The following is a 25,220-nucleotide window of genomic DNA, read 5'->3' on the forward strand; positions in this document are numbered from 1 at the left end:
CCGGGCAGTCAAATCTGCCCGGACATGATTAATCAGGCATGCGCTTCAAGCCAGTCGGAGAGAATTGCTTCCAATGCTTCCACCAATGACTCGTTTTCAAGTTCTTCGATGATTTCAGCAATAAATGCCTTAACCAATAAGCCACGTGCAACCGGCTCAGGAATACCACGTGCCATCAGATAGAACAGATGATCATTGTGGATTTCCGTAACAGTTGCACCATGACCGCAAGCAACGTCATCAGCAAAGATTTCAAGTTCCGGTTTTGCATCAAACTCGGCACCATCAGACAGCAACAAAGTGTTGCATGCCATACGGGCATCGGTTTTCTGTGCAATCTGGGCAACTTTAATCATACCCTGAAACACACCCCGTGCTTCACCGGTCACAACGTTACGTACGATTTCAACCGAGCGGGTGTTTTCCACCAGATGGCCGACAGTCATAGTGACGTCTGTGTGGCTCTTGTCACTAAGCAAGTTCAATGTGCGCATCTCGAAGTCGGAATCTTCGCCGAGAACATCAACGTGGATTTCCTGACGAACCAGATGACCACCTGCATTGACAATGTAAAGCGTGAGCTTGGCATCGGCACCAATTGTTGCATTGAACTGAGAAAACTGTGTCGAGCTTTCATCAAACTCGCGAACAATTACCCAAATGATATCCGCACCATCTTCCACGCTCACATGACTGACCGAAGATGACAGGGTTTCACTGGTACCACCGATCTGGCGCTCAATGATTGTAGCCTTAGTGTTCTTGCCAAACTTTGCCGGAAAACGCACATGGCTTTGGCCGCCGAACTGCACATTCTGTAACTCAAGTGGAGCTTGCAATTCTGTGCCGTCGGCCAGTTCCAGTGCCCAACCATCGGAAACATAAGCCGTGTTGATCTGCCCGACAGCATCATCAAAGCCCTTTGTTACCATTGTGCCGGCAATCGAACCATCGTGCAGCATATCGCGCACGAGGGTTACAGTGACATCACTGACCGCCTTGGCAGCTTGCGCAACACCGTTAACCACAGCCAGTTGGCTGGAGCCTGCAACTAATACAGGGCGCAGTTTTACGTCTGAACTGCTGACAAACGGTGCGGTACTCTTAAATAATGTGCGCAGATCCGTATAATGCCAGCTTTCAATACGACGTGAAGGCAAGCCATTATTTTTGAGTTCTTCAAGCGCATTATCACGCGCAGCAAGAACCTCCGGTGTGCCGGAAAGCGCCCCGATGCGCTCGCCAAACATATCAATGAGAGCGCTTTCAGCCGGTGTTTTCGGCCTGACGGTCTGAATATTCATAACCAGCCCCCCTTCAAGCGACTTCGCCGATGGTGTCAGCGTAACCATTGTCTTCCAGATATTTTGCCAGATCCTTGTCGCCAGATTTAATAATCTGACCTTTGTAAAGAACGTGAACGGAATCAGGCACGATGTAATCGAGCAGACGCTGATAGTGAGTAATAACAATCACTGCACGATCAGGCGAACGCAATGCATTCACACCGTCGGAAACGATCTTCAACGCATCAATATCAAGACCACTATCTGTTTCATCAAGGACGCAAAGACCAGGCTGCAACAGTTTCATCTGCAAGATTTCAGCGCGCTTCTTTTCACCGCCGGAGAAACCAACATTGAGCGGACGCTTCAGCATTTCCATGTCGATGTTGAGTGTTGCAGCAGCTTCTTTAACCAGCTTGATGAATTCAGGAATTTTCAGCTCAGGCTCACCGCGTGCTTTACGCTGTGAGTTCATAGCAACTTTCAAAAATTCCATAGTGGCAACACCTGGGATTTCCATCGGATACTGGAAAGCCAGGAAAATACCTGCGGCTGCACGTTCTGCCGGATCCATTTCGAGGATGGATTCACCGTTGAACAGAATGTCGCCTTCAGTTACTTCATAATCACTGCGGCCTGCCAGAATGTAAGACAGGGTCGATTTACCGGAACCGTTTGGCCCCATAATCGCTGCAACTTCACCGTTTTTAACGGTCAGGTTCAAACCACGGATAATTTCTGTATCTGTGCCAGCGATATTGGCGTGCAGGTTTTTGATCTCAATCATATTCTTAAACCTTATAATCGTGCTGGTACTCAGCCAGCTGAAACTTCAGCGTGTTTAAACACGCAAAGATTAGCCCCTTATCGGGTGAAAACGCGTCGTTAACCGACGCTGCCTTCAAGCGAGATACCAATCAACTTCTGTGCCTCGACGGCGAATTCCATCGGCAGTTCCTGAATGACTTCTTTAACAAAGCCGTTGACGATCAGAGCAATCGCCTCTTCTTCCGGAATGCCGCGCTGCATCACATAGAACAGCTGATCATCTGAAATCTTCGACGTCGTTGCTTCATGTTCAAACTGGGCAGTGGAATTTTTCGCCTCAATATAAGGCACGGTATGAGCACCGCAATCATTGCCGATCAGCAAACTGTCACACTGGGTGAAGTTACGGGCATTTTCCGCCTTACGATGGGCAGAAACCTGACCGCGATAGGTATTGCTGGAATTACCGGCAGAAATACCTTTCGAAATGATGCGGCTGGAGGTGTTCTTGCCAAGATGGATCATCTTCGTGCCGCTATCGATCTGCTGATATCCGTTGGAAACAGCAATCGAATAGAACTCGCCGCGGGAATTATCGCCACGTAAAATACAGGACGGATATTTCCATGTGATCGCAGAACCGGTTTCAACCTGTGTCCACGAAATTTTCGAGTTCTTGCCGCGGCAATCACCACGCTTGGTCACGAAGTTATAAATACCGCCCTTGCCGTCTTTGTCGCCCGGATACCAGTTCTGAACGGTGGAGTATTTAATTTCAGCATCATCAAGAGCAATCAGTTCAACAACAGCTGCGTGCAGCTGGTTATCGTCACGCTGTGGTGCAGTGCAACCTTCCAAGTATGAAACATAGCCGCCTTCTTCCACGATGATCAGCGTGCGTTCAAACTGACCGGTATCTTTTTCGTTGATACGGAAATAGGTCGACAATTCCATCGGGCAGCGTACGCCCTTCGGCACGTAAACGAACGAACCGTCAGTGAAAACAGCCGAATTGAGTGTTGCGTAATAATTGTCTGAAACCGGCACAACACTGGCCAGATATTTTTTCACCAGTTCCGGATGTTCACGGATCGCTTCTGAAATCGAACAGAAGATTACGCCAGCTTTCGCCAGCTCCTTCTTAAAAGTGGTGACCACTGAAACAGAATCAAAAACCGCATCCACTGCCACACGGCCGGAAGCGTAAATATTATCTGACGGATCTTCATCCATCGGGCTCGGCTCACCATGTTTGCGCACACCGGCAAGCAATTCCTGCTCACGTAAAGGAATGCCAAGCTTTTCATAGGTGCGCAAAAGCTCCGGATCAACCTCATCCAGCGACTTAGGGCCGGTCTGATCTTTCGGCGCTGCGTAATAGCGGATATCCTGAAAATCAATTTTCGGATAATCCACACGCGCCCAATCAGGCTCTTCCATTGTCAGCCAGCGTTCATAAGCCTTCAGACGCCATTCCAGCATCCATTCCGGTTCATCCTTTTTGGCGGAAATGAAGCGGATAATGTCTTCGTTAAGGCCTTTTGGCGCTCTATCCATCTGGATAATGGTCTCAAAGCCGTATTTATACTGATCCACATCAAGATTGCGGACCTGATCGATCGTTTCCTGCACGGCAGGCATCGGCGTTCTCCATCCTCGTCAGGTTCAAGGCCCGACAGTTGCAAACGTCAAGACAGTAAAATCTTACTATCTCTATGTAGTGCGCGACTGGCGCTTTTGTAACCTGTATTGCCTGATATCCGAAAATATCTGGCCATTATTTACAACAACAGAGCTTTCACGCACTGATGTTGTGTTTATCATTCACACGCTGCTGTCTACTAACAATTTCGTGTAAAACCTGCATGAAACGGTCAATGTCAGCGCTATCAGTATCAGGTGATAACGACACGCGGATCGCACCGGTTCCATGTTCATAGCCCATCGCCACAATCACATGGCTGGGGCCAACCTTGCCGGATGAACAGGCAGAGCCTGCCGATACGGCAATGCCGCCTAAATCAAAGGCGATCTGTACTGTTTCCGCCTTCATATTTTTCAGCGAAAAAAATGTTGTATTCGGCAGACGCTCGACTTCTGCACCGTAAATCAGCGTAGAAGGTGCCACTTCCAGAATGCGGCGTTCCATAGCGTCACGCAAATCAGCAGACCAGCCACCATTTAAAATACGCTGATGTGCCTGATGCGCCGCTGCACCAAAACCGGTAATTAATTGCAGTGCTTCCGTTCCGGCACGATGGCCTTTTTCCTGACCGCCACCACGAATAAGTGCTTTCGGCATTAGCAGATCAGAAACAGCAACAATCGCGCCCACCCCTTTTGCCCCACCTATTTTGTGCGAGGAAAGGATGAAGTAATCACCACAATTATTTGTAATATCTAATGGAATTCGCCCAGCCGCCTGCACGCAATCCACCACCAGAATGCCGCCGGCATTTTTAACAACGCTCGCCACTTCTGATACCGGCTGAATCACACCTGTTTCATTATTGGCATATTGCACAGCCACAAGCGGCAAACCTTGCGCGCCATCATGCGCCGACAAGTTTTCGCGCAACGCTTGCATATCCAAAAGACCAGTCTGATGAACCGGCAATGTCACGATATTATCAGGTGAAAACTGACCACCGGCCAACATGCAAGGATGCTCGGTCGCGCTGACATAGAGCTTCGACATACGCACCGGCGCACGTCCCATCATATAGGTCGGACTCAACAGTGTTGACGCAGCTTCAGTCGCCCCTGATGTAAAGAAAACGTGATCAGCACGGGCATTGGTGAGTGCCGCCACCTGTCGGCGTGCTGTTTCCATCATAGCCTTGGTGGCGCGCCCTTCACCGTGAACCGAAGAAGGATTTCCGGTCACATCAAGTGCAGCGATGATTATATCGCGCGCTTGGCTCAAGAGCGGAGCGCTGGCATTATAATCAAGATAGAGCCTTTTCTTGCTCCCGCCCACGGGCTATTCTCCTAATTCTGCATCATTTAGGCGCTCAAAGCGCAATTTTCTTGAAATTTCAACCAAGAAAAGCCTATGAAGCCTATATAGAACAATGAAACGGTTCAGTTTTGAAACGTTCTAAAGTGGTTTTAGGTGTCATTCGTCCTTGCGTCAAGGAAAACTATACCTAAATCCTCCGATATTGCGGTTAACAGCGGAGTATATATGCCTGAAGTCATTTTCAACGGACCTGCAGGTCGTCTCGAAGGTCGTTATCAGCCTTCTTCTGAAAAAAATGCGCCTATTGCTATCATTCTGCATCCGCATCCCCAATTTGGCGGAACGATGAACAACAAGATCGTTTACGATCTGTTTTACATGTTCCAGCAGCGCAATTTCACCACTTTGCGCTTCAACTTCCGTGGAATCGGCAGAAGTCAGGGCGAGTTCGATCATGGCCCTGGTGAATTGTCCGATGCAGCCAGTGCGCTGGACTGGGTACAATCTTTGCACCCTGATTCTAAAAATTGCTGGGTTGCCGGTTATTCTTTCGGCTCATGGATCGGTATGCAGCTTTTGATGCGTCGCCCTGAAATTGAAGGTTTCATTTCAGTGGCACCTCAGCCGAATATTTATGACTTTGCGTTTTTGGCACCGTGCCCTTCATCCGGCCTCATCATTCATGGTGAGAACGACAAGGTCTCGCAGCCAAAAGATGTGCAGGTGCTGGTTGACAAGCTCAAGACCCAAAAAGGTATCACCATCACGCAAAAGACCATGGAAGGTGCTAACCACTTCTTCACCGGCCATGGTGATGAACTGATTGCAGAATGTTCCGAATATCTCGACCGTCGCCTTGCCGGCGAACTGGTTGAACCTCGTATGAAGCGCCTGCGTTAATCGCTGCCGCATTATTATATAAAAAATCCGGCACTCACCTGCCGGATTTTTTTATGTGTCACGCTCTGTTATGGTACCCATAAAGCTGAAACCCTATAATTTAAGAAACCAGTCCATATGCTCCGATTTCTCGCAGCCCTTTCAGATATTTATCGTGTTGCCACCATGAGTGGCGCTGATTATGCGCGCAGACGTGGTGTGAAAGTCGGTAAAAACTGCGATATCCATACATTCAAATGGGGATCTGAACCATTTTTGATCGAACTCGGCGACAATGTCGTCATCTCATATGATGTATTGTTGGTCACGCATGATGAATCAACGGCTCTTGTTCAAGACGAAAACGGCCGCCGCTATCACATTGCACCGATTAAAATCGGCAATAATGTTTTTATCGGTGCTGGCTGCATCATCCTGCCCGGTGTCATCATAGGTGATAATGTAGTGGTAGGTGCTGGAAGTGTTGTCACCAAAAGCATCCCCGATAGTGTCGTCGTTGCCGGAAATCCGGCAAAATTTATGCAGACATTTGATAGTTTTCATCAAAAAACATTGGCAAAATCTTCTGCAAAAGTCTTTCCCAAAACAAACAACCATCAAAATTGGGCAATCAATATTGCCGACCGCACGCCACGGCGCAGCATCACCACAGATCAATCATAATTTTAGCTGTATAAGCCCCAAGATAAACCACTCTTCGCTTTTAGAGCATGTCTCCCAAAAGTGGGCACCGGTTTTGGGATAAAGACTGCGTAAAAACAAAACGCTAGAGCGAGCACAGTGGATATGATTAAGTGCGACACGCTCTAGCGGCAATCTTTATCAATCCGCCCGCCAAATTGATATTTAGCCGCAGCAGCTTTCTTTTTGTTTTCAAAATTTTATGTTAAGGGCAGAGCATAAACAATGAGTAAGTATTGTTATACTTCGTAACACATAGTCAGGAAAAGGGTATGTCCGGCTTCAAGTCCGATTTTCTTCGCACGCTCTCTGAGCGCGGTTTTATTCATCAGGTCTCAGACGAAAGCGGCCTTGATGAGTTATTCACCAAGGAAATCGTTACGGGTTATATCGGCTTTGACCCGACCGCATCCAGTCTGCATGCGGGCGGCCTTATTCAGATCATGATGCTGCATTGGATGCAGAAAACCGGCCATCGCCCTGTAGCGCTGATGGGTGGTGGTACAGGCATGATCGGTGATCCGTCCTTTAAAGATGAAGCACGCAAGCTGATGACCGAAGAAACCATCGCTGAAAATATTGCAGGTATCAAAAAAGTATTTGCCAATTATCTGACCTTTGGTGACGGCCCGACCGATGCGCTGATGGTCAACAATGCGGACTGGCTGCGCGGCCTCAACTATCTTGAATTCCTGCGCGATGTCGGCCGTCATTTCTCGGTCAACCGTATGCTGTCGTTTGATTCTGTCAAACAGCGCCTTGATCGCGAGCAATCTCTGTCATTCCTCGAGTTCAACTATATGATCTTGCAAGCTTATGACTATGTTGAGCTGAACAAGCGTTATGGCATGCGTCTGCAAATGGGCGGTTCCGATCAATGGGGCAACATTATCAATGGTATTGATCTTGGCCACCGCATGGATACACCTCAGCTTTATGCACTCACCTCGCCGCTCCTGACCACTTCGTCAGGTGCAAAAATGGGTAAATCGCTCTCCGGTGCGGTTTGGCTCAATGCAGACATGTTGAGCGCTTATGATTTCTGGCAATATTGGCGCAATACCGAAGATGCAGACGTAGAACGCTTCCTTAAGCTCTACACCACCCTGCCTTTGGATGAAATTGCCAAGCTTGCAGAACTTGGCGGCTCGGAAATCAACGAAGCCAAGAAGATTTTTGCCACTGAAGTCACCGCTATGCTGCATGGCCGTGAAGCGGCTGAAGAAGCGGCAGAAACTGCACGCAAAACCTTTGAAGATGGCGAAATTTCCGACAATCTGCCAACAGTCGGCGTTCACCGTGCTACATTGCACGAAGGCATCGGCCTGCTGGCTCTGATGACATTGGCCGGTCTCGTCAACACCAATGGTGAAGGTCGTCGCCATGTTGAAGGTGGTGCAGTACGCCTCAATGACGTTGTCATCAGCGATCCGCGCATGGTCGTCAATGCCGAGCATTTAAACGATCAGGGCGTTATCAAGCTGTCGCTTGGCCGTAAAAAACATATTCTGATCCGCCCTGCATAAGACAGTGAAACAAAGACATTAAAAAAGGCGGTTCATCATGAGCCGCCTTTTTATTTAAAAATCATAAACTTAATCAATTACCGCTGCCGCAACAAAGCTTGTCAGCGCAGCACCAACCGAAAGTGCCACCAATCCTACTTTAACCGTCAGCGATGCAACCTCGCCCGAATGCTTGCGACTGGTGCTATTGAGATAAAACAGAGCGTATCCAATAATAAATATTGAAAATACAATTGCAGAAACCCACTGGGCAAGCTCCGACATAAGAGACGTTCACTTCTGATTGCGTGTTGAGAACTGAATAAAATTAGCATTCATTTATGACGTTAGTATAAATTTTTAATCCTGAAAATCGCCAAAATCAGTGATTATTATCTTTAAGTAATAAAAAAGGCCGGGGCGAACCGCACCGACCTTCCTCAGGCCATTTTCACCAGTGCCAGTACATCCGTGGTCAAAGGTTTAAAATGACAGCAACATTCGCGAACAGCTGACGCGTTACAGCGCTCATAAACAATGTCTTATTTTCTTTATAAGAACATATTGCGTTCAAATTAAGACAATTGCATATTTATAAAAGGATGTGTGATTTTCCAACAATCTGACACCACTTAATAAAGTGGTGAGCGCGCACGGGTTCGAACCGTGGACCTACTGATTAAAAGTCAGTTGCTCTACCTGCTGAGCTACGCGCTCCCTTGGGGAAGAAGTTGTCTCCCTCAGAAGTTGGCCGATACATAAGGCGCACTTTCCGTTTGGTCAACACAGAAAAATCAGAAATCGAAAGAAAACACATTTTATTTCGTTTTTAACGCAAAAACAATTACCATTAATTGATATTCAACCCGGTTAAACACTGAATGGTTGTATATTTTATCCACAGAGCGGCATTTTCTGCTGCAAATTGATTCCTCTAGCTTATTGAAATCGCATCACTTTACCCTGAAACGCGAATCTTCTCACCAAATCCTGTCAATGATTCACTCGATTCTATGTTTTGATTCTGAAAAAGCGAATGATTGCACCTGAAAAACAAAAAAGGCGCTTGTTATAAGCGCCCTTTCAGTAAAATCACCTTTGAAGAATATTACTTCTTTTGAAGACTTTGAATTTTTCCGGCAACAACCCAGCCGATAAATGGTGTTATAATAAAGCTCACGGCAGCCAGAATGATCATAGGATAGACTGGGCTTTTAGCCAAAGCAGGCACCGTCAGAATTACAATAAAGCCAGATCCGACCAAAACCATAAAGGCAATCGAGCCCAGAAATAACGACATCTGCATTTGAGTGGACATAATAACTCCGTTAGGGGCAAAAACTGATCACTTCAAGCCTTAGGCTATCGCGTGAATTAGAATGATTCAATCTTATAAACACTGTTCACGCATTGATCCTGATCAACTTTAAAAATATATCATATTGTAAACAATTAAATTTTATTTGAACTGCATAATGCCGGAGTGAATTTTGCATAGCGAACAATCCATTCTCAAAACCTCAATTACTGTCACAATATTTTTAGCCGGTTTCGGCGTCGTTTTCGGTCTGCTTGCCGGCTCGTTTTCTATTGTATTTGATGGTGTTTATCTGCTCATTGATGCAGCACTCAGTGGCCTTGCATTGATCGTGGCGCGGCTGATCAGCCTCTCTACCCTACCCGAACCGCCTAGCGGCAAATTGCGTGATCGCTTCACCATGGGATTCTGGCATCTGGAACCAATGGTGCTTGGCCTCAATGGCCTGATGCTGACAGGCGTATCCATCTACGCACTGATCAATGCCATTGGCAGTTTGATGTCTGGTGGCCGCCATCTCGAATTCAGTTATGCCGTCTTTTATGCTGCCTTCGCTTTAGTTGTTTGCATATTAATGGGCTGGCTGGAAATGCGTGCCAACCGCAAACTAAAATCAGACTTTGTCGCCCTTGATGCCAAAGCATGGTATATGTCGGCTGGTATTACTGCGGCACTCTTTATTGCATTTATGATCGGGATAATACTTGAAGGCACAAGTCTGGATTGGATGTTACCCTATATCGATCCGGCTGTGCTAACGATTGTATGTCTTATTATTATACCAATGCCGTTTGTCACAATCAAACAAGCGCTGGCAGATATACTTCTATTCACGCCGATTGAACTAAAAGAAAATGCCGAAAGCGTCGCTCAGGAATTTGTCGAGCGTTATGGTTTTCTGTCCTATCGCGCTTATGTCGCCAAAGTTGGACGTGGCACGCAAATCGAGCTTTACTTTATTGTGCCAGCGAATTGGCCTGCAAAAAAACTGGAAGAATGGGATGCCATCCGCGATGAACTGGCAGATGCTCTGGGTGAGAGAAGCCCGGATCGCTGGCTGACCATCGCCTTTACGACAGAGCCTGAATGGGCAGATTAAGTCCTGCCCACGCTGGTTTAGTTCTTTGTCATTAAGGTTGCGGCTGGAGCCGCAACCAAGCCCCCCCACCAGCGCGCCCCATCCAGATTTTCGTTTTTTTTGAACTGACTAATAAAGAGCGCGCTCTCGCCGCCGTTAAAGCATATAATGCATCCGTTATTCCAACCACCACGGTGAAAGTGCAAATCAACAATATGGCCTGCGGCCAGTATGCATGGTTGCCATCAATAAATTGCGGCACAAACGCCACAAAAAACACAATTGTTTTAGGATGAAAAACGCGGTCAGAATATTGCTGCGAAAAGCAAGGCTTGCTGAAATAGGATTGATGGCTGCATCCGTATCATTAGCGTTCATATGACTGCTCCGGATTGCAAGAATACCAAGCCAGATCAGATAGAATGCCCCTGCCCATTTAAGAAGCATAAAAGCAGTTGCGGAACTTGCAAGCAATGCGCCAACGCCGGCCAGAACTAATTGCATAGCTGACGATACTTAATACACCCGCCCGGCACGATACCCACAACAATAGAGGCCGCTATAAAGCCAAACCACAAATGATAGTTCATATACGTCACGCCTGTGCAAATAAAACAATCGGAACGTGGCCATCATCACCATGCAATATTATAAATGCACGACTGTATATAAGTGATAAAACATTTCAATCCACGCTCGGTCAAAAAAAGTCACAACGAACTGACTGCTTTCATAAGCTCTGACATAGCCTGACTTACAGCTAATAACCTCTCGTCTCCCATTTGCTGCGATAATTCTTGTTTTGCTGCTTTCCAGACCGGCACAACATTTATCATTAAAGCCTGTCCGTCATCTGTCAGGTTCAGTCGTTTTCCCGAACGACCACGTCCGCCTTCCGTATATATCAGACCGCGTGTCACCAGATGCTGCACATTACGGCTAAGGGTCGTTGCATCAACCCCCGCACTCATTGCCAACTGAACCACAGTCGCATCTTTATTAGCGCCGACACCAACTAAAAGAGCGAACTGCTCTGCCGTTAATCCAAATGGTTTGAAACATATATTATAATAACGAGTGATTGCGCGTGCCGTCGCTCGTGCCTGAAATGCAGGGCATTCAGAAGCAATCATCTCCAAAGATGCAGAATCCCATTCTCTCATTAATGTCACCTCGACAATTCCATTAAATTAAAATACTGTATATACATTATTTAGCAATATGGAGATAAAACAATGCCAGCATATGTTCATATTAATCTTCGTGTAACAGACCCCATCAAACAAGCAGCTCTTGCGCCGCGCTTTCAAACTGCCCTACAGGATGCAGGTGGAAAAATAGTGCACTTCGGCCCCGTTGTGCAGGTTTTTGAAGGAGATGATACACCTCTTCCGCTGGCTGGCATTTTTGAATTTCCCACACTTGCCCAAGCGACTGATTTTTATAATTCAGAAAAATATATGCCCATCAAGCTGGAGCGCATGCAGGCTCAAGAAGCAAGAATGTTCATCGTCGAAACCAAATAAATTCTGTCACTCGCGCAGTTTTTATCGCGTTCGACAAAACACTATTTTCAATGGCTCATACGGAGCCATTTTTGTTTGTCACCTCGCATTCGCACCATCTTCCCTTTTTAAATTCAAGATTTTTATGCAGACTCACGATAACTCTGCTTGCGGCGCGCCTTACAGCGTCTTATAGGGATAACTTGCCATGACATCACAAAACGTTTCCCCGCTGTTCCCTCATCGCCATTTGCTTGGTATCAAGGGACTATCGCCGCTGGACATTAACTGCCTGCTTGATCTTGCCGATCAGGAAGTGGCTGTTTCGCGCCAGTTTGAAAAGAAAAAATCCATCTTGCGCGGCAGAACGCAGATCAATCTGTTTTTTGAAGCTTCTACGCGCACGCAATCTTCCTTCGAGCTTGCAGGCAAGCGCTTGGGCGCAGACGTCATGAATATGTCTGTCGGTAATTCCTCCGTTAAAAAAGGGGAAACACTGATTGATACGGCCATGACACTCAATGCCATGCAGCCGGATATTCTGGTCATCCGCCATGCCTCTGCCGGTGCTGCCGCTCTTCTTGCCCAAAAAGTTGGTTGTTCTGTGGTCAATGCTGGCGATGGTGCCCATGAGCACCCGACCCAAGCCCTGCTTGATGCCCTCACCATCCGTCGCGCCAAAGGCAAGATCGGTCGTTTGATTGTCGCCATCTGTGGTGATGTTCTCCATTCTCGCGTTGCACGTTCCAACATTTTACTGCTCAACACGATGGGTGCGCGTGTACGGGTGATTGCCCCCTCAACGCTTCTGCCCGCAGGCATTGCCAATATGGGCGTTGAAGTCTTCAACTCGATGGAAGAAGGCTTGAAAGACGCAGATGTCGTGATGATGCTGCGCTTGCAGCGTGAACGTATGGCCGGTTCTTTTGTGCCATCCGTGCGTGAATATTTCCGCTTCTACGGCCTTGATAAAGAAAAATTAAAAATTGCCAAACCAGACGCGCTGGTGATGCATCCCGGCCCGATGAACCGCGGTGTGGAAATTGCCTCCGATGTCGCCGATGGCCCGCAAAGCGCCATTCAAAATCAGGTGGAAATGGGCGTTGCCGTGCGCATGGCCGTCATGGAAGCCCTGCTTGATCCGCGACGCAATCAAAGCACGGGAGAAGCCTGATGAAACCGATCTGCTTTACTAATGCCCGTATCGTTGACCCATCCCGCCAGCTGGATGAAATCGGTAGCCTGATTGTTCAGGATGCAAAAATTTTGGCCGCTGGCGCAAATGCACATAATCAAGGTGTGCCTGACAATTGCGAAATTATCGATCTGCAAGGCAAAGCCATTCTGCCCGGTCTTGTCGATGCTCGCGTTTTTGTCGGCGAACCAGGCGCCGAGCATCGTGAAACCATTGCATCAGCCAGCCGTGCAGCTGCTGCCGGCGGTGTCACCTCCTTTATCATGATGCCGGATACCGATCCGGTGATTGATGATGTGGCGCTGGTTGAATTTGTCAAACGCACTGCACGCGACACGGCCATCGTCAATGTTTATCCGGCTGCTGCCATTACGCGTGGCCTCAATGGCGAAGAGCTGACCGAATTCGGCCTGTTGCGTGCCGCGGGTGCCGTCGGTTTCAGCGAAGGCCGCAATACAATTCATAATACCCAGACGATGCGCCGCGCCCTCACCTATGCACGTGATTTCAATGCGATTATTTCCTGCGAAGCACGTGACCCGTATTTGGGTGCCAATGGCGTGATGAATGAAGGCTTGCTTGCTAGCTGGCTTGGTCTTTCAGGTAGTCCGCGTGAAGCTGAACTTATTCCGCTTGAACGTGATTTGCGCTTGGCAGCTCTTACCAAAGGCTTTTACCATGCCAGCCAAATTTCATGCGAAATGTCGGCCAATGCTATCCGCAGAGCTAAAGCTGACGCTGTGAATGTAACTGCTGGCATTTCCATCAATCACTTATCGCTCAATGAAAACGACATTGGTGAATTCCGCACATTCTTCCGCCTGTCACCGCCACTGCGGCAGGAAGAAGACCGCTTGGCGATGATAGAAGCGGTCAAAGACGGTACGATTGATATTATCGTCTCTGCTCACGATCCGCAGGATGTTGATACCAAGCGCCTGCCATTTGCCGATGCGGAAGCCGGTGCCATCGGCCTTGAAACTCTTCTCGGAGCAGCGCTGCGTCTTTATCATAATGAAGATTTGAGCCTGCTGCGCCTCACAGAAGTGCTTTCCACGGCACCAGCGCGCATTTTCGGCCTTAATGCCGGCACTTTGAAGCCGGATGCTTCAGCGGATTTGATTATTGTCGATCTGGAAGAGCCTTGGGTCGTGCATGAAAAAGACCTGCATTCCCTATCGAAAAACAGTTGTTTTGAAGGTGCACGTTTAACGGGACGTGTTCTGCAAACAATGGTTGCTGGAAAAACCGTTTTCAAACTGTAATATAAAAAATAAACAGGCTATCCTCATCAGATAGCCTGTAAACTTGTCGGCATCGATTCAATCGTTAAATTTTGATGATGCAACTCATAAGAATACCTCATGGGAGGCCCACATTTTTTTAATTATTGCAGCTCTTGCCCTCGGCTATTTGCTGGGCTCCATTCCTTTTGGCCTTGTGCTCACCAAGATGGCAGGGCTTGGCGATGTGCGCTCCATTGGTTCAGGCAATATTGGTGCCACCAATGTGCTGCGCACCGGTAATAAAAAACTCGCAGCCGGCACATTGATTTGTGACATGCTGAAAGGCACAGCGGCTGTATTGCTCGCCAGCTATTATGGCGCAGATTTCGCACTGGCTGCGGGTCTTGGCGCTTTTATCGGCCACACTTTTCCGGTTTGGCTGGGCTTCAAGGGTGGCAAAGGTGTTGCTACCTATTTAGGCGTGTTGATTGCCCTTGCTTGGCAGGTTGCCCTTATCTTTGCCGGTGTCTGGCTGTTGATTGCGCTTCTGACCCGTTATTCATCACTTTCGGCACTTGTGGCCTGCGTGATGGCGCCTATTGCGCTTTATTTGCAAGGTAATATCAACACGGCTATTTTAATGGCCGTTCTGACTGTGATTATTTTCATCAAACATCACGCCAATATCATCCGCCTGATTGATGGCAGTGAAAGTAAGATCGGACAAAAAAAATGAACGATCAGGCGGTTTCACCTCATGGAATACGCCTGTCCGACCAGCAAAGACTGAACTGGCTACGCCTTATCCGCAGTGAGAATATCGGCCCAGTCACATTCAGGGATCTGATTTTACACTGCGGTTCTGCCAGCAATGCGCTGGAAATGCTTCCCGAACTCAGCCGCCGCGGTGGTTCTTACCGTCGTATTCGCCTCGCCTCGCTTGAGCAGGTAACACGCGAAATGGAAGCCGTTGAACATTTGGGCGCACGCCTCATCGGCATGGGCGAACCCGATTATCCGCTTTATTTAAAAAATTGTGATGCTCCACCGCCATTAATTACGGTTCAAGGTGATTTATCGGTTTTCACCAAACCGCCTGTCGGCATTGTCGGTTCACGCAATGCCTCGATTGCGGGCGCACGTTTCACACAAAAAATCGCAGCAGAATTAGGCAAAGCAGGCTTTGCCATTATTGCCGGCCTTGCACGCGGTATTGATGCCGCCGCCCACCAATATAGCTTAAAAACCGGCACTGTTGCGGTATTGGCCGGTGGTATTGATCGTCCCTATCCGCCACAAAATATTGGCCTCTATCACGAGATTCCGGAAAATGGTGGCGCGGTTGTGAGTGAAATGCCGCTTGGCTGGGAGCCGCGTGCACAAGATTTTCCACGCCGGAACCGAATCATCTCCGCTCTTTCATCAGGATTACTTGTCGTCGAAGCCGCAAAACGTTCCGGCTCACTGATTACAGCAAGAATGGCTGGCGAAATGGGGCGGGTAGTATTTGCTGTTCCCGGCTCACCGCTTGATCCACGCGCAAGCGGCACCAATGAACTGATTAAACACGGCGCATTGCTTGTGACCGAAGCCAATGACATTATCGAAGCCTTGTCACCGCAACTGGTTAGGCAAAGTCAACAAAGCACAGACAAGCAATTTACGCACCAACCGGATCAACTGAGTTTGAAAATAGAAGAAGTGGAGCAAGACTATCAGTCGCACTCCTTGCTGAATACAACACCACATCCGGAAAAAATGACGCCTCCTGCTTCCGATAAAGACAGAGAGCAAATCTTTAATCTGTTAAGTCCTGTTCCGGTTTCCGTTGATGAGATTATCCGTCACACAGGCATAGAACCGGCACAGGTTTTTCTCATTTTGCTGGAGCTTGATCTGGCAGGTCAGCTCAGCCGATATCCCAATGGACATGTAGCTTTAATGCCCAGCATGTGAGGGTGAAATTCTAACACCCACGCTCTGATTTTCTTCTGCTTCAATCTGATCGCGGCTTTCAATTACCGCCATTTCAAGCAAGTACACAAGCACATGACAATCCGTCGACTTCGCCATTATCCGCATATCGCAAAGCATATCTTCAATAAATTGCAGAATTTCAATTTTATTAAATCGCCCATCACCCATTAACTCCCCCGCTCCGTCATTTAAAATTGATCATCTGAAATAATTTTAAGTATGGCTCACAATATCGTATTTTCTTTTAGAGATTAAAATTGGTACTCTTGATAAGAGTGCTTATCAACAAATAAAACCAAAGGTTGTATTTTAAACAAAAATCAAGGCGCACTCTTGACCAAATGGTCTGCGCTGTTCATGTGATGGGAAACCCTCGCCATTCGGGCATGTGCGTAAAAACACTGTGGGGGACCAAGAATTTAGGCTGTTGTAATGAACGTCGTCGTTGTCGAATCGCCTGCCAAGGCTAAAACTATCAATAAATATCTGGGATCAGACTATACGGTTCTGGCATCTTTTGGCCATGTGCGCGATTTGCCTGCCAAAGATGGTTCTGTCCGCCCTGATGAAGATTTTGAAATGTCGTGGGAAGTTGACAGTCAATCTTCCAAGCGACTTGCAGATATTATCAAAGCACTGAAAAACAGTGACAGCCTCATTCTGGCAACTGACCCTGATCGCGAAGGGGAAGCCATTTCTTGGCATGTGCTGGAAGTTTTGAATAAGAAAAAAGCAATTGGCGCCAAGCCGGTTAAACGCGTTGTCTTTAACGCGATTACCAAAAAGGCAGTATTGGATGCAATGGCTAACCCGCGTGATATCGACATGCCGCTGGTGGATGCCTATCTGGCACGCCGCGCGCTCGATTATCTCGTCGGCTTTAATCTGTCGCCGGTTTTGTGGCGTAAATTGCCGGGTGCCCGCTCGGCTGGCCGTGTGCAATCTGTGGCATTGCGCCTTGTCAGCGACCGCGAAAATGAAATCGAGCGTTTCGTTCGTGAGGAATATTGGAGCATTGCCGGCAAGCTGCAAACACCACGCAATGATGATTTTGTCGCGCGCCTCACCTCATTGGACGGCAAGCGCTTAGGCAAACTCGACATTAAAAATGAAGAACAGGCAACGGCCATCCGCACTATGCTGGATGGTGCCGAATTTAAAGCAGCTTCTGTTGAAGCAAAGCCTACAAAGCGCAATCCGGGCCCGCCATTCACCACCTCGACGCTGCAACAGGCGGCCTCCGGTCAGCTTGGCTTTAGTGCATCGCGCACCATGCAGGTAGCGCAGCGCCTTTATGAAGGTATTGATATCGGTGGCGAAACAACCGGTCTTATCACCTATATGCGTACCGATGGTGTGCAAATGGCGCCTGAAGCCATTCAAGCAGCACGTGCTGCCATTGGCAAAACCTTCTCCGACAAATATGTGCCGGAAAAGCCGCGCTATTATTCGACCAAGGCCAAAAATGCTCAGGAAGCGCACGAAGCAATCCGTCCGACGGACTTTATGCGCACACCTAAAGAAATGCGCCGCTATCTTGATGACGATCAGGCACGTCTTTATGAGCTGATCTGGAAACGCGCTATCGCTAGCCAAATGCAGTCGGCCGATATTGAGCGCACAACCGTTGATATTGAAGCCACCAATGGTTCGCGTGCTGCCATGCTACGCGCGACTGGTTCTGTCACGCGCTTTGACGGTTTCTTGGCGGCCTATATGGATCACCGCGAAGAAGAAGATGAAGACGAGGACAGCGCACGTCTGCCGGAAATCATCGCCGGTGAAAAACTGGTACGTCAAACCATTGATGCGACCCAACATTCCACCGAGCCACCGCCGCGTTATTCTGAAGCATCACTCATCAAGAAAATGGAAGAACTTGGTATTGGCCGCCCTTCCACCTATGCAGCGACACTCGCCACCTTGCGTGACCGTGAATATATTACGATTGAAAAGCGTAAACTTATTCCGGAAGCCAAAGGTCGTCTGGTAACAGCTTTCTTGGAAAACTTCTTCAAACGTTATGTGGAATATGATTTCACTGCGGATCTGGAAGAAAAGCTCGATCTGATTTCCGACGGCAAACTGCTTTGGAAAGATGTGCTGCGTGAATTCTGGACGGATTTCTCCGGCACGATTGACGGCACCAAAGAACTGCGCGTTACCAATGTGCTGGATGCGCTCAATGAAGCGCTGGCTCCAATGGCCTTCCCTGATCGGGGTGACGGCAGTGATCCGCGCAGCTGCCCCACATGTGGCGTTGGTCAGCTCTCGCTGAAGCTTGGTAAATATGGTGCATTTGTTGGTTGTTCCAACTATCCGGAATGTAAATTCACCCGCCAGTTCAACGGTGAAGAAGGGGCTGATGGCGCCAATGGTTCGAATGAGCCAAAAGTGCTGGGCCAAGATCCCGAAACACAGGAAGATATCACTGCGCGTACTGGCCGTTTTGGCCCTTATTTGCAACGTGGTGAAGGCAAAGAAGCCAAACGTGCCAGCCTGCCGAAAGGCTGGACGCTGGATACGGTGGACTATGAAAAAGCACTGGCTTTGCTTGCATTGCCGCGTGATGTCGGCTTGCATCCTGAAACAGGCAAGATGATTTCTGCCGGTATTGGTCGTTATGGCCCTTATGTGATGCATGACGGTGCTTATGCCAATGTTGAAAATGTCGATGAGGTATTCACCATCGGCATCAATCGTGCTGTTTCTGTACTCGCCGACAAAGCCTCCAAAGGTGGCGGACGCACGCGCTCCACACCAGCAGCTTTGGCAACCCTTGGCGACCATCCGGATGGCGGCTCCATTACGGTGCGTGACGGACGCTATGGCCCATATGTCAACTGGGGCAAAATCAATGCCACATTGCCAAAAGGTAAAGAACCGACAACCGTCACCTTGGAAGAAGCCTTGCAGCTGATTACCGATAAAGCAGGTTCTACAAAGACAAAGGCCAAGAAGGCTCCGGCTAAAAAAGCTGCTGTAAAAGAAAAAGCACCAGCCAAAGCCAAAGCTCCGGCTAAAACAAAAGCTGCGGCCAAGCCAAAGGCTGCGGCTAAAACAACGACGAAAAAGAAAGCCGTAACGGCTGAAGAGGAATAAAAATTGGCACGTCGCTTCCCCACCAATCCCGACAAGGGTAAATCTATGCGTACAGAACGACGTGCCTCAAAAGCAAATTCGGGCCCGCATGATTCTGATCGGACTGATACCAATCTCGCTTATTTGCCGACGCGTGCAGATATTCTCAAATTCATTGAAGAAAATCCTGATCGCGCCGGCAAACGTGACATTGCCAAGGCGTTTAATCTCAAAGGCAATGCGCGTATCCATCTAAAAGATATTTTACGCGATCTCACCGATGAAGGTGAGTTGGAAAAACGTTCCAAAAAATTATCGCGTCCGGGCACCATGCCGTCCATTGCCGTGCTCGACATTACCGGTCGTGACAGTGATGGCGGCCTGATGGCGCGTCCTGCCGAGTGGCCGACAAATGGAAGTGATGATGATGAGAATAAAGCGCCGCTTGTTCTCATTCGCCGCTCCCGTGAGGATAAAGGCCCGATGGTTGGCATTGGCGACCGGATCATGGCAAAAATCTTCCGTAATTCAGATAATTCCGGCCCGCGTTTTACGGCACGTTTAATTAAGCGGCTGGAGCGCCACGAAAATTCTGTGCTTGGTGTTTTGCGCCATTCTGAAAAAGGCGGCTGGCGCATTGAACCGGTTGACAGAAAACAACCGGAAGTGCTGATCGATACAGATCAGATTAGCGAAGCGAAAGCTGGCGATCTGGTTGAAGTTGAGGTCACGCGCTCAAAACGCTTCGGCCCTGTCCGCGGCAAGGTTTCTCAGGTCGTTGGTGCTCTCGACAGTGAAAAAGCTCTGTCGATGATTGCTATCCATGCACATGATATTCCGCATGTTTTTCCGGAAAGCGTGTTGGAACAAGCCGAAAAATGCAAACCGCTGGAACTTGGCAAACGCGAAGACTGGCGCAATATTCCGCTTGTAACCATCGATCCGGCAGACGCCAAAGACCATGATGATGCAGTCTTTGCTGAGCGCGATGAAGACCCGAATAATTTAGGCGGATATATTGTCTATGTCGCCATTGCCGATGTCGCGGCCTATGTGACATCCGGTTCAGCAATGGATAAGGAAGCGCTGCACCGCGGTAATTCGGTTTATTTCCCGGATCGGGTTGTGCCGATGTTGCCGGAGCGTATCTCCAATAATCTTTGCTCTTTACGTGCAGGCGAAGACCGTCCTGCACTCGCAGTACGGATGATTTTCAGCGCTGAAGGGCGCAAAAAATCCCATACATTCCACCGCGTCATGATGCGCTCGGCGGCACATCTGGCCTATGGTCAGGCACAAGCTGCCATTGATGGCGCACCGGATGATGTGACAGCACCGCTCATGGAAAAAGTGCTCAAACCGCTGTGGGAAGCTTATTTTGTCATGAAGCGTGGCCGCGACAAGCGCGAACCGCTCGAACTTGACCTGCCGGAAAAGAAAATCCTGCTCACTTCTGAGGGCAAAGTCGACAAGGTGATTATCCCTGAGCGTCTTGATGCACATAAGCTCATCGAAGAATGCATGATTCAGGCCAATGTCTCAGCTGCCGAATCTTTGGAGCAGAAAAAACAACCACTGATTTTCCGCATCCATGATTCTCCGTCAATGGCGAAGCAGGAAGGTTTGCGCGAGTTTTTGCGCAGCCTCAATATCAGTCTTGCGCGTGGTGCAGAGCTCAGACCATCACAGTTCAACGGCATTCTTTATCAGGTCAAAGACACCGATCACGAAGAGCTCGTTAATCAAGTAGTGCTGCGCTCGCAAAGTCAGGCAGAATACAGCCCTGAAAATATCGGCCATTTTGGCTTGAATTTACATAAATATGCGCATTTCACCTCGCCAATCCGCCGTTATGCCGATCTGATCGTGCATCGCGCGCTTATCGGCTCTCTGCATTTGGGGACTGGCGGTATCACGCCTCAGGAAGAAGCCAATCTAGCAGAAATTGCCGCCGAGATTTCGATAACCGAGCGCCGTGCCATGTTGGCGGAGCGTGAAACCGTTGACCGTTTGATTGCACATCATCTGGCAGGCCAGATTGGGGATACATTTCAAGGTCGCATTTCAGGTGTCACCAAGGCCGGTCTGTTTGTGGCACTTGCGACATATGGTGCAGATGGCTTTATTCCCATTTCAACTTTAGGTTATGAATACTATTTATATGACGAAGCTAATCATTCAGTAGCGGGTGAGCGCAGCGGTAAAGGGTACCGGCTCGGCGATATTGTGGATGTGAAGCTTATCGAAGCCCTGCCGGTTGCCGGTGCACTTCGTTTTGAAATGGTTTCTGAACCGCGTCCACTACCCTCAACGACGAAATCCTATCATAAGTCAAAGAGGGCAAGTCGCATGAGCCGAGGAAAATCCGGTCCCTCAACCGCATTTTCTGGCAGCCGAAAAAGAGGTCGCTGATGAGCGCGTTACAGGTAAAAACAGTTGAAACCCCGCAGGTTTTCGGCGGTGAAAATGAACATACACAACGCCCTGCCCGTTCACTTGGTCAAGCTATGTGGCGTGGTATGCTATGCCGTTGTCCCCATTGCGGTGAAGGCAAACTCTTTCGTAAATATCTGAAATCCGTTGATGAATGCACTGTTTGCGGTGAAGATTATCGCGCCCAGCGCGCTGATGATCTGCCGGCTTACCTGACCGTTGTGATCGTTGGTCACATTGTCATTGCCGGCGCAATGATCATGGAAGCATCAACCACATGGCCGCTGCTGGTGCATCTGGCTATCTGGTCGCCACTAACGGTCATCCTCTCCCTTGCAATGCTCCAACCGATCAAAGGCTCGATCATCGGCCTGCAATGGGCACTTTATATGCACGGCTTCGGCGGCGAAGAAAAAGGGGATGCGTAAAAAACGCTCTCCATTATAAATAAAGAATAACGATCGGCCGGCTTTTATTTCATAAGTGTCGGCCGTTTTGATAAGCATTCAAATCCTGTACCATCTGCATTGCCATGCTGTTCAATTTCAAACAAATTACATGGCGGCAGGATTTTAGGATGGTTTTAAGGGCAATTATTTCATGTCGGCGTTTCAATATAAACCGCGCGATGCAGAATCTTTTCCGCAAAAACCAGTGTCGGACAAGCCTGTTTCCAGAAAACGTCCCAAAGACGCCGCCTCGCTTTTATTGATTGACCGTTCGCAGTCAAAGCCGCGCGTGCTTATGGGGCGGCGCAATGCAAAACTGGTATTCATGCCCGGCAAATATGTCTTTCCTGGTGGCCGTACCGATCTGCAAGACGGCTCAATTTCTTCTGCCTCAGAACTACTCGAAACAGATCAAAATAAACTATTGGCAAGTATGGGATCACGTCCCTCCATGCGCCGTGCGCGCGCCTTGGGACTATGTGCGATTCGTGAAACCTTTGAAGAAACGGGCTTACGTCTCTCCACACCTGTGCGCGTTGGTGATTCCACCGTCTCTGATTATAATCATCCGGAATGGAGTGATTTTTTAAAATCCGGTGACCTACCCCATCTCTCGAAACTTCGCTATTTTGCCCGCGCCATTACGCCGCCACATCATGTCCGCCGCTTTGATACCCGTTTTTTCATGGCTTTTCGCGACACATTGCCCGATTTGCACATGCAAGAACTAAAACCGAGCGGCGAACTGGAGGATTTGAGTTGGCTAACTTTTGATCAGGCACTCAATCTTGATATTCTGGAAATTACCGAATCTATTTTAAAACATGCACAAGTACTGTTAGACGATAACCAACCGTCATTACCCGCTTCTATTCCGGTGGTGCAATATCGCCCCCGTTATGGTCGTTATCATCGCGAAGTAATCTGATTTATGACAAATCTGCCATCCTCTGACGAAGCTGTCGAGTTAAACTGGCGCTCATTGGGCGCAGCCATCGCAACAATCAGTGCCGTTGGTGCTGCAATCGGCTTAGGTATTCCGCTATTAAGCGTACTCCTTGAAAGCCGTGGCTATTCTTCTACCGTCATTGGTGCCAATACAGCCTTTGCCGGTCTTGCCTCCATTGCTGCTGCTCCTCTCGCCTCGCCCATTGCCTCCAGGCTCGGTGTAGTGCGTACCATTTTACTGATGCTGCTTGTCGGTGGTGCCGCTTTTATCGGCTTCCATTTCTTTCAAGATTTGTGGATGTGGTTTGCCCTGCGTGTCATGCTGCATTTTGCATTGACCGTTTTGTTTGTTCTCTCCGAATACTGGATAAACGCTTCCGCCCCACCAGAAAAACGTGGATTCGTACTTGGCATTTATGCCACCTCTCTATCGATAGGTTTTGCTTTCGGCCCTTGGCTGTTTTCCAGAATAGGCAGTGGCGGTATGATGCCTTTTGCCGTCGGTTTCAGCATTATTATGCTTGCGATCATTCCGGTTATCATCGCATGGCGCGACAGTCCGGATTTTGACGAAGGCGAACATGTGCCCTTCCTGCCATTTATTTTTGCAGTACCAACCGCCACGATGGCCGTATTTGTCTTTGGTGCTGTGGAAACAGGCGGCTTTGCACTCTTTCCGGTGTTTGGTGCTAAAATAGGCTATCCTGAGAGCGATACAGCCCTGCTGCTGACAATGATCGGCCTCGGCAATGTTATGATGCAAATTCCGCTTGGCCTCGTCAGTGACCGTATTTCAGACCGGCGCAAGCTATTGCTCTTTTGTGCAATAACCGGATTGGCAGGTATGATCGGCATGCCCTTCCTGCTCGGCAATTGGTATTTACTGGCGGCTTGTCTGTTTTTATGGGGCGGTGTTGTCGCAGGACTTTATACGATCGGCCTTGCCCATCTTGGCTCGTCTCTCAAAGGACGCGAGCTTGCATCAGCCAATGCAGCCTTTGTTTTTTGCTATGCAATCGGCATGCTGGCAGGCCCGCAATTCGTCGGAATAGGCATGGATATTGTCGGCGTAAATGGTTTTCCGCTGGTTCTTGGCATCTTTTTTGCCGGATATGCCCTGATTGCAGCAATACGCTTGATGAGATTCAATAAGCGGGGTTGACATTCTTGTGTTTTTTCGTAGTGTCGCGCGGAATTTCCGCTACCGGGTGAAGTCGCCGGAATCGCTGGCGGTTTCAATTTTAAAAGAGCAGGTATAGCGAAATGGCTAAGGCTAACACGATCAAGATCAAGCTTTTGTCAACCGCAGATACGGGTTTCTTCTACGTTACCAAGAAGAACAGCCGTACAATGACGGAAAAAATGACAAAGACTAAATACGACCCAGTCGTAAGAAAACACGTTGAATTCAAGGAAACCAAGATCAAGTAATCTTGCTCCTGAAATCATTTAAAAAGCCACTCTTTCTCGAGTGGCTTTTTTTTATAAATCCCCCCCGATATTAAACATCAGCCGCGACCAAAAGAACCGCCCCGCCCATAAATGGGTGCAGGCCTTGCCTTGGCTCATGCTTATTGTCATTATCACTTCTAATTCCCATATCTGTTCGGCAAATATGCGAATTACGGTTTAATTCTTTGAATTGGCGGAGAACAACATGGCTATGGATGCTCACGAGATCGAAAAACTCATTCGCGTCGGAATACCTGACGCACAGGTGACGATCCGTGACCTTGCCGGAGATGGTGACCATTACGCTGCTGAAGTTGTTGCGGAGAGCTTCCGTGGCAAATCACGCGTACAGCAGCATCAGATGGTTTATGATGCTTTGAGTGGCAATATGGGCAATGCTCTGCACGCCCTCGCCCTGCAAACAAGCATTCCTGAAAAGGCATAAGCCTTAAAGAT

Annotated in this window: 25 protein-coding genes and 1 tRNA gene; 16 read left to right on the plus strand and 10 right to left on the minus strand. The window is 48.6% G+C overall.

Features of this window, described 5'->3' with window-relative positions:
- Positions 1-32: 32 nt before the first annotated feature.
- The 4 genes from sufD to ACI0FR_RS12020 form a co-directional block, all read right to left on the minus strand.
- A complete protein-coding gene (gene sufD, locus ACI0FR_RS12005; RefSeq protein ID WP_374832794.1) occupies positions 33-1,304 on the minus strand; it encodes a Fe-S cluster assembly protein SufD in 1,272 nt (423 codons plus the stop codon).
- Positions 1,305-1,317: 13 nt separating this feature from the next.
- Positions 1,318-2,073, minus strand: coding sequence for a Fe-S cluster assembly ATPase SufC (sufC, locus tag ACI0FR_RS12010; protein ID WP_374832796.1), 756 nt, complete (start codon positions 2,071-2,073; stop codon positions 1,318-1,320).
- A 98-nt stretch (positions 2,074-2,171) separates the two neighbouring features.
- A complete protein-coding gene (sufB, locus tag ACI0FR_RS12015) occupies positions 2,172-3,695 on the minus strand; it encodes a Fe-S cluster assembly protein SufB (protein ID WP_374832798.1) in 1,524 nt (507 codons plus the stop codon).
- A 157-nt stretch (positions 3,696-3,852) separates the two neighbouring features.
- Positions 3,853-5,034 (minus strand): cysteine desulfurase family protein, encoded by a 1,182-nt coding sequence (locus tag ACI0FR_RS12020; protein WP_374832800.1) that lies wholly within the window; start codon positions 5,032-5,034, stop codon positions 3,853-3,855.
- Positions 5,035-5,241: 207 nt separating this feature from the next.
- On the opposite strand from ACI0FR_RS12020, the gene ACI0FR_RS12025 reads away from it, so the two are divergent.
- From ACI0FR_RS12025 to tyrS, 3 genes are all read left to right on the plus strand, one after another.
- Positions 5,242-5,916: an alpha/beta hydrolase gene (locus ACI0FR_RS12025; protein WP_184223170.1), complete on the plus strand. Its 675-nt coding sequence runs from the start codon at positions 5,242-5,244 to the stop codon at positions 5,914-5,916.
- A 117-nt stretch (positions 5,917-6,033) separates the two neighbouring features.
- Entirely contained in the window at positions 6,034-6,579 is a 546-nt protein-coding gene (locus tag ACI0FR_RS12030) for an acyltransferase (protein ID WP_404907832.1), read from the plus strand.
- Between the two features lie 290 nt (positions 6,580-6,869).
- Positions 6,870-8,123 (plus strand): tyrosine--tRNA ligase, encoded by a 1,254-nt coding sequence (gene tyrS, locus ACI0FR_RS12035; protein WP_374832804.1) that lies wholly within the window; start codon positions 6,870-6,872, stop codon positions 8,121-8,123.
- 69 nt (positions 8,124-8,192) lie between these two features.
- Here the strand turns inward: tyrS and ACI0FR_RS12040 are convergent, their stop codons facing one another.
- From ACI0FR_RS12040 to ACI0FR_RS12050, 3 genes are all read right to left on the minus strand, one after another.
- Entirely contained in the window at positions 8,193-8,387 is a 195-nt protein-coding gene (locus ACI0FR_RS12040) for a hypothetical protein (RefSeq protein WP_374832806.1), read from the minus strand.
- Positions 8,388-8,743: 356 nt separating this feature from the next.
- Positions 8,744-8,819: transfer RNA gene (locus ACI0FR_RS12045), tRNA-Lys, on the minus strand.
- Positions 8,820-9,210: 391 nt separating this feature from the next.
- On the minus strand, positions 9,211-9,420 hold the full coding sequence (locus ACI0FR_RS12050) for a hypothetical protein (protein ID WP_374832808.1): 210 nt from the start codon (positions 9,418-9,420) through the stop codon (positions 9,211-9,213).
- 172 nt (positions 9,421-9,592) lie between these two features.
- Between ACI0FR_RS12050 and ACI0FR_RS12055 the strand changes: the two genes are divergently transcribed.
- Entirely contained in the window at positions 9,593-10,519 is a 927-nt protein-coding gene (locus tag ACI0FR_RS12055) for a cation diffusion facilitator family transporter (RefSeq protein WP_404907835.1), read from the plus strand.
- 186 nt (positions 10,520-10,705) lie between these two features.
- Here the strand turns inward: ACI0FR_RS12055 and ACI0FR_RS12060 are convergent, their stop codons facing one another.
- Both ACI0FR_RS12060 and ACI0FR_RS12065 read right to left on the minus strand, forming a co-directional pair.
- On the minus strand, positions 10,706-11,002 hold the full coding sequence (locus ACI0FR_RS12060) for a LysE family transporter (protein WP_404907837.1): 297 nt from the start codon (positions 11,000-11,002) through the stop codon (positions 10,706-10,708).
- A gap of 206 nt (positions 11,003-11,208) precedes the next feature.
- Positions 11,209-11,661 carry a MarR family winged helix-turn-helix transcriptional regulator gene (locus ACI0FR_RS12065; RefSeq protein ID WP_404907918.1) on the minus strand — a complete coding sequence of 151 codons (453 nt, stop codon included), beginning with the start codon at positions 11,659-11,661 and terminating at the stop codon, positions 11,209-11,211.
- A gap of 72 nt (positions 11,662-11,733) precedes the next feature.
- On the opposite strand from ACI0FR_RS12065, the gene ACI0FR_RS12070 reads away from it, so the two are divergent.
- The 5 genes from ACI0FR_RS12070 (at position 11,734) to dprA (ending at position 16,380) form a co-directional block, all read left to right on the plus strand.
- Positions 11,734-12,024 (plus strand): DUF1330 domain-containing protein, encoded by a 291-nt coding sequence (locus ACI0FR_RS12070; RefSeq protein ID WP_404907839.1) that lies wholly within the window; start codon positions 11,734-11,736, stop codon positions 12,022-12,024.
- Positions 12,025-12,211: 187 nt separating this feature from the next.
- Positions 12,212-13,177: an aspartate carbamoyltransferase catalytic subunit gene (locus ACI0FR_RS12075; protein ID WP_374832818.1), complete on the plus strand. Its 966-nt coding sequence runs from the start codon at positions 12,212-12,214 to the stop codon at positions 13,175-13,177.
- Complete coding sequence (locus tag ACI0FR_RS12080) at positions 13,177-14,463, plus strand: dihydroorotase (protein WP_404907842.1); 1,287 nt, start codon at positions 13,177-13,179, stop codon at positions 14,461-14,463. Before ACI0FR_RS12075 ends, ACI0FR_RS12080 begins: the two co-directional genes overlap by 1 nt.
- A gap of 112 nt (positions 14,464-14,575) precedes the next feature.
- A complete protein-coding gene (gene plsY / locus ACI0FR_RS12085) occupies positions 14,576-15,160 on the plus strand; it encodes a glycerol-3-phosphate 1-O-acyltransferase PlsY (protein WP_374832984.1) in 585 nt (194 codons plus the stop codon).
- Positions 15,157-16,380: a DNA-processing protein DprA gene (gene dprA / locus ACI0FR_RS12090; protein ID WP_404907845.1), complete on the plus strand. Its 1,224-nt coding sequence runs from the start codon at positions 15,157-15,159 to the stop codon at positions 16,378-16,380. The genes plsY and dprA overlap by 4 nt, the downstream gene beginning before the upstream one ends.
- Here dprA and ACI0FR_RS12095 read toward each other — a convergent pair.
- Positions 16,363-16,569 (minus strand): hypothetical protein, encoded by a 207-nt coding sequence (locus ACI0FR_RS12095; protein ID WP_374832824.1) that lies wholly within the window; start codon positions 16,567-16,569, stop codon positions 16,363-16,365. The two genes, dprA and ACI0FR_RS12095, sit on opposite strands and share 18 nt — an antisense overlap.
- 264 nt (positions 16,570-16,833) lie before the next feature.
- Between ACI0FR_RS12095 and topA the strand changes: the two genes are divergently transcribed.
- The 7 genes from topA (at position 16,834) to ACI0FR_RS12130 (ending at position 25,209) form a co-directional block, all read left to right on the plus strand.
- Positions 16,834-19,503, plus strand: coding sequence for a type I DNA topoisomerase (gene topA, locus ACI0FR_RS12100; RefSeq protein ID WP_404907848.1), 2,670 nt, complete (start codon positions 16,834-16,836; stop codon positions 19,501-19,503).
- 3 nt (positions 19,504-19,506) lie between these two features.
- Positions 19,507-21,894, plus strand: a complete 2,388-nt coding sequence (rnr, locus tag ACI0FR_RS12105) for a ribonuclease R (RefSeq protein WP_404907851.1) — start codon at positions 19,507-19,509, stop codon at positions 21,892-21,894.
- Positions 21,894-22,343 (plus strand): DUF983 domain-containing protein, encoded by a 450-nt coding sequence (locus ACI0FR_RS12110; protein WP_374832830.1) that lies wholly within the window; start codon positions 21,894-21,896, stop codon positions 22,341-22,343. The genes rnr and ACI0FR_RS12110 overlap by 1 nt, the downstream gene beginning before the upstream one ends.
- Positions 22,344-22,515: 172 nt before the next feature.
- Positions 22,516-23,292, plus strand: coding sequence for an NUDIX hydrolase (locus ACI0FR_RS12115; protein WP_404907853.1), 777 nt, complete (start codon positions 22,516-22,518; stop codon positions 23,290-23,292).
- A gap of 3 nt (positions 23,293-23,295) precedes the next feature.
- Positions 23,296-24,474, plus strand: coding sequence for an MFS transporter (locus ACI0FR_RS12120; protein WP_374832834.1), 1,179 nt, complete (start codon positions 23,296-23,298; stop codon positions 24,472-24,474).
- A 101-nt stretch (positions 24,475-24,575) separates the two neighbouring features.
- Complete coding sequence (gene rpmG, locus ACI0FR_RS12125) at positions 24,576-24,743, plus strand: 50S ribosomal protein L33 (protein ID WP_184223200.1); 168 nt, start codon at positions 24,576-24,578, stop codon at positions 24,741-24,743.
- A 226-nt stretch (positions 24,744-24,969) separates the two neighbouring features.
- Positions 24,970-25,209 carry a BolA/IbaG family iron-sulfur metabolism protein gene (locus ACI0FR_RS12130; RefSeq protein WP_374832836.1) on the plus strand — a complete coding sequence of 80 codons (240 nt, stop codon included), beginning with the start codon at positions 24,970-24,972 and terminating at the stop codon, positions 25,207-25,209.
- The last annotated feature ends 11 nt before the right edge of the window (positions 25,210-25,220 follow it).

This window comes from Paenochrobactrum sp. BZR 201-1 (assembly GCF_044987585.2).
Classification (GTDB): Bacteria; Pseudomonadota; Alphaproteobacteria; order Rhizobiales; family Rhizobiaceae; genus Paenochrobactrum; species Paenochrobactrum pullorum.

What these genes read in the sequence shown, in the direction of transcription:
- rpmG (WP_184223200.1), top strand. Translation starts at nt 24,576, where the DNA reads ATGGCTAAGGCTAACACGATCAAGATCAAGCTTTTGTCAACCGCAGAT.
- ACI0FR_RS12095 (WP_374832824.1), bottom strand. Translation starts at nt 16,569, where the DNA reads ATGGGTGATGGGCGATTTAATAAAATTGAAATTCTGCAATTTATTGAA.
- ACI0FR_RS12065 (WP_404907918.1), bottom strand. Translation starts at nt 11,661, where the DNA reads ATGAGAGAATGGGATTCTGCATCTTTGGAGATGATTGCTTCTGAATGC.
- sufB (WP_374832798.1), bottom strand. Translation starts at nt 3,695, where the DNA reads ATGCCTGCCGTGCAGGAAACGATCGATCAGGTCCGCAATCTTGATGTG.
- ACI0FR_RS12080 (WP_404907842.1), top strand. Translation starts at nt 13,177, where the DNA reads ATGAAACCGATCTGCTTTACTAATGCCCGTATCGTTGACCCATCCCGC.
- ACI0FR_RS12075 (WP_374832818.1), top strand. Translation starts at nt 12,212, where the DNA reads ATGACATCACAAAACGTTTCCCCGCTGTTCCCTCATCGCCATTTGCTT.
- ACI0FR_RS12110 (WP_374832830.1), top strand. Translation starts at nt 21,894, where the DNA reads ATGAGCGCGTTACAGGTAAAAACAGTTGAAACCCCGCAGGTTTTCGGC.
- ACI0FR_RS12060 (WP_404907837.1), bottom strand. Translation starts at nt 11,002, where the DNA reads ATGCAATTAGTTCTGGCCGGCGTTGGCGCATTGCTTGCAAGTTCCGCA.
- tyrS (WP_374832804.1), top strand. Translation starts at nt 6,870, where the DNA reads ATGTCCGGCTTCAAGTCCGATTTTCTTCGCACGCTCTCTGAGCGCGGT.
- ACI0FR_RS12040 (WP_374832806.1), bottom strand. Translation starts at nt 8,387, where the DNA reads ATGTCGGAGCTTGCCCAGTGGGTTTCTGCAATTGTATTTTCAATATTT.
- sufC (WP_374832796.1), bottom strand. Translation starts at nt 2,073, where the DNA reads ATGATTGAGATCAAAAACCTGCACGCCAATATCGCTGGCACAGATACA.
- ACI0FR_RS12050 (WP_374832808.1), bottom strand. Translation starts at nt 9,420, where the DNA reads ATGTCCACTCAAATGCAGATGTCGTTATTTCTGGGCTCGATTGCCTTT.
- ACI0FR_RS12070 (WP_404907839.1), top strand. Translation starts at nt 11,734, where the DNA reads ATGCCAGCATATGTTCATATTAATCTTCGTGTAACAGACCCCATCAAA.
- ACI0FR_RS12115 (WP_404907853.1), top strand. Translation starts at nt 22,516, where the DNA reads ATGTCGGCGTTTCAATATAAACCGCGCGATGCAGAATCTTTTCCGCAA.
- ACI0FR_RS12130 (WP_374832836.1), top strand. Translation starts at nt 24,970, where the DNA reads ATGGCTATGGATGCTCACGAGATCGAAAAACTCATTCGCGTCGGAATA.
- dprA (WP_404907845.1), top strand. Translation starts at nt 15,157, where the DNA reads ATGAACGATCAGGCGGTTTCACCTCATGGAATACGCCTGTCCGACCAG.
- ACI0FR_RS12120 (WP_374832834.1), top strand. Translation starts at nt 23,296, where the DNA reads ATGACAAATCTGCCATCCTCTGACGAAGCTGTCGAGTTAAACTGGCGC.
- sufD (WP_374832794.1), bottom strand. Translation starts at nt 1,304, where the DNA reads ATGAATATTCAGACCGTCAGGCCGAAAACACCGGCTGAAAGCGCTCTC.
- ACI0FR_RS12030 (WP_404907832.1), top strand. Translation starts at nt 6,034, where the DNA reads ATGCTCCGATTTCTCGCAGCCCTTTCAGATATTTATCGTGTTGCCACC.
- topA (WP_404907848.1), top strand. Translation starts at nt 16,834, where the DNA reads ATGAACGTCGTCGTTGTCGAATCGCCTGCCAAGGCTAAAACTATCAAT.
- ACI0FR_RS12025 (WP_184223170.1), top strand. Translation starts at nt 5,242, where the DNA reads ATGCCTGAAGTCATTTTCAACGGACCTGCAGGTCGTCTCGAAGGTCGT.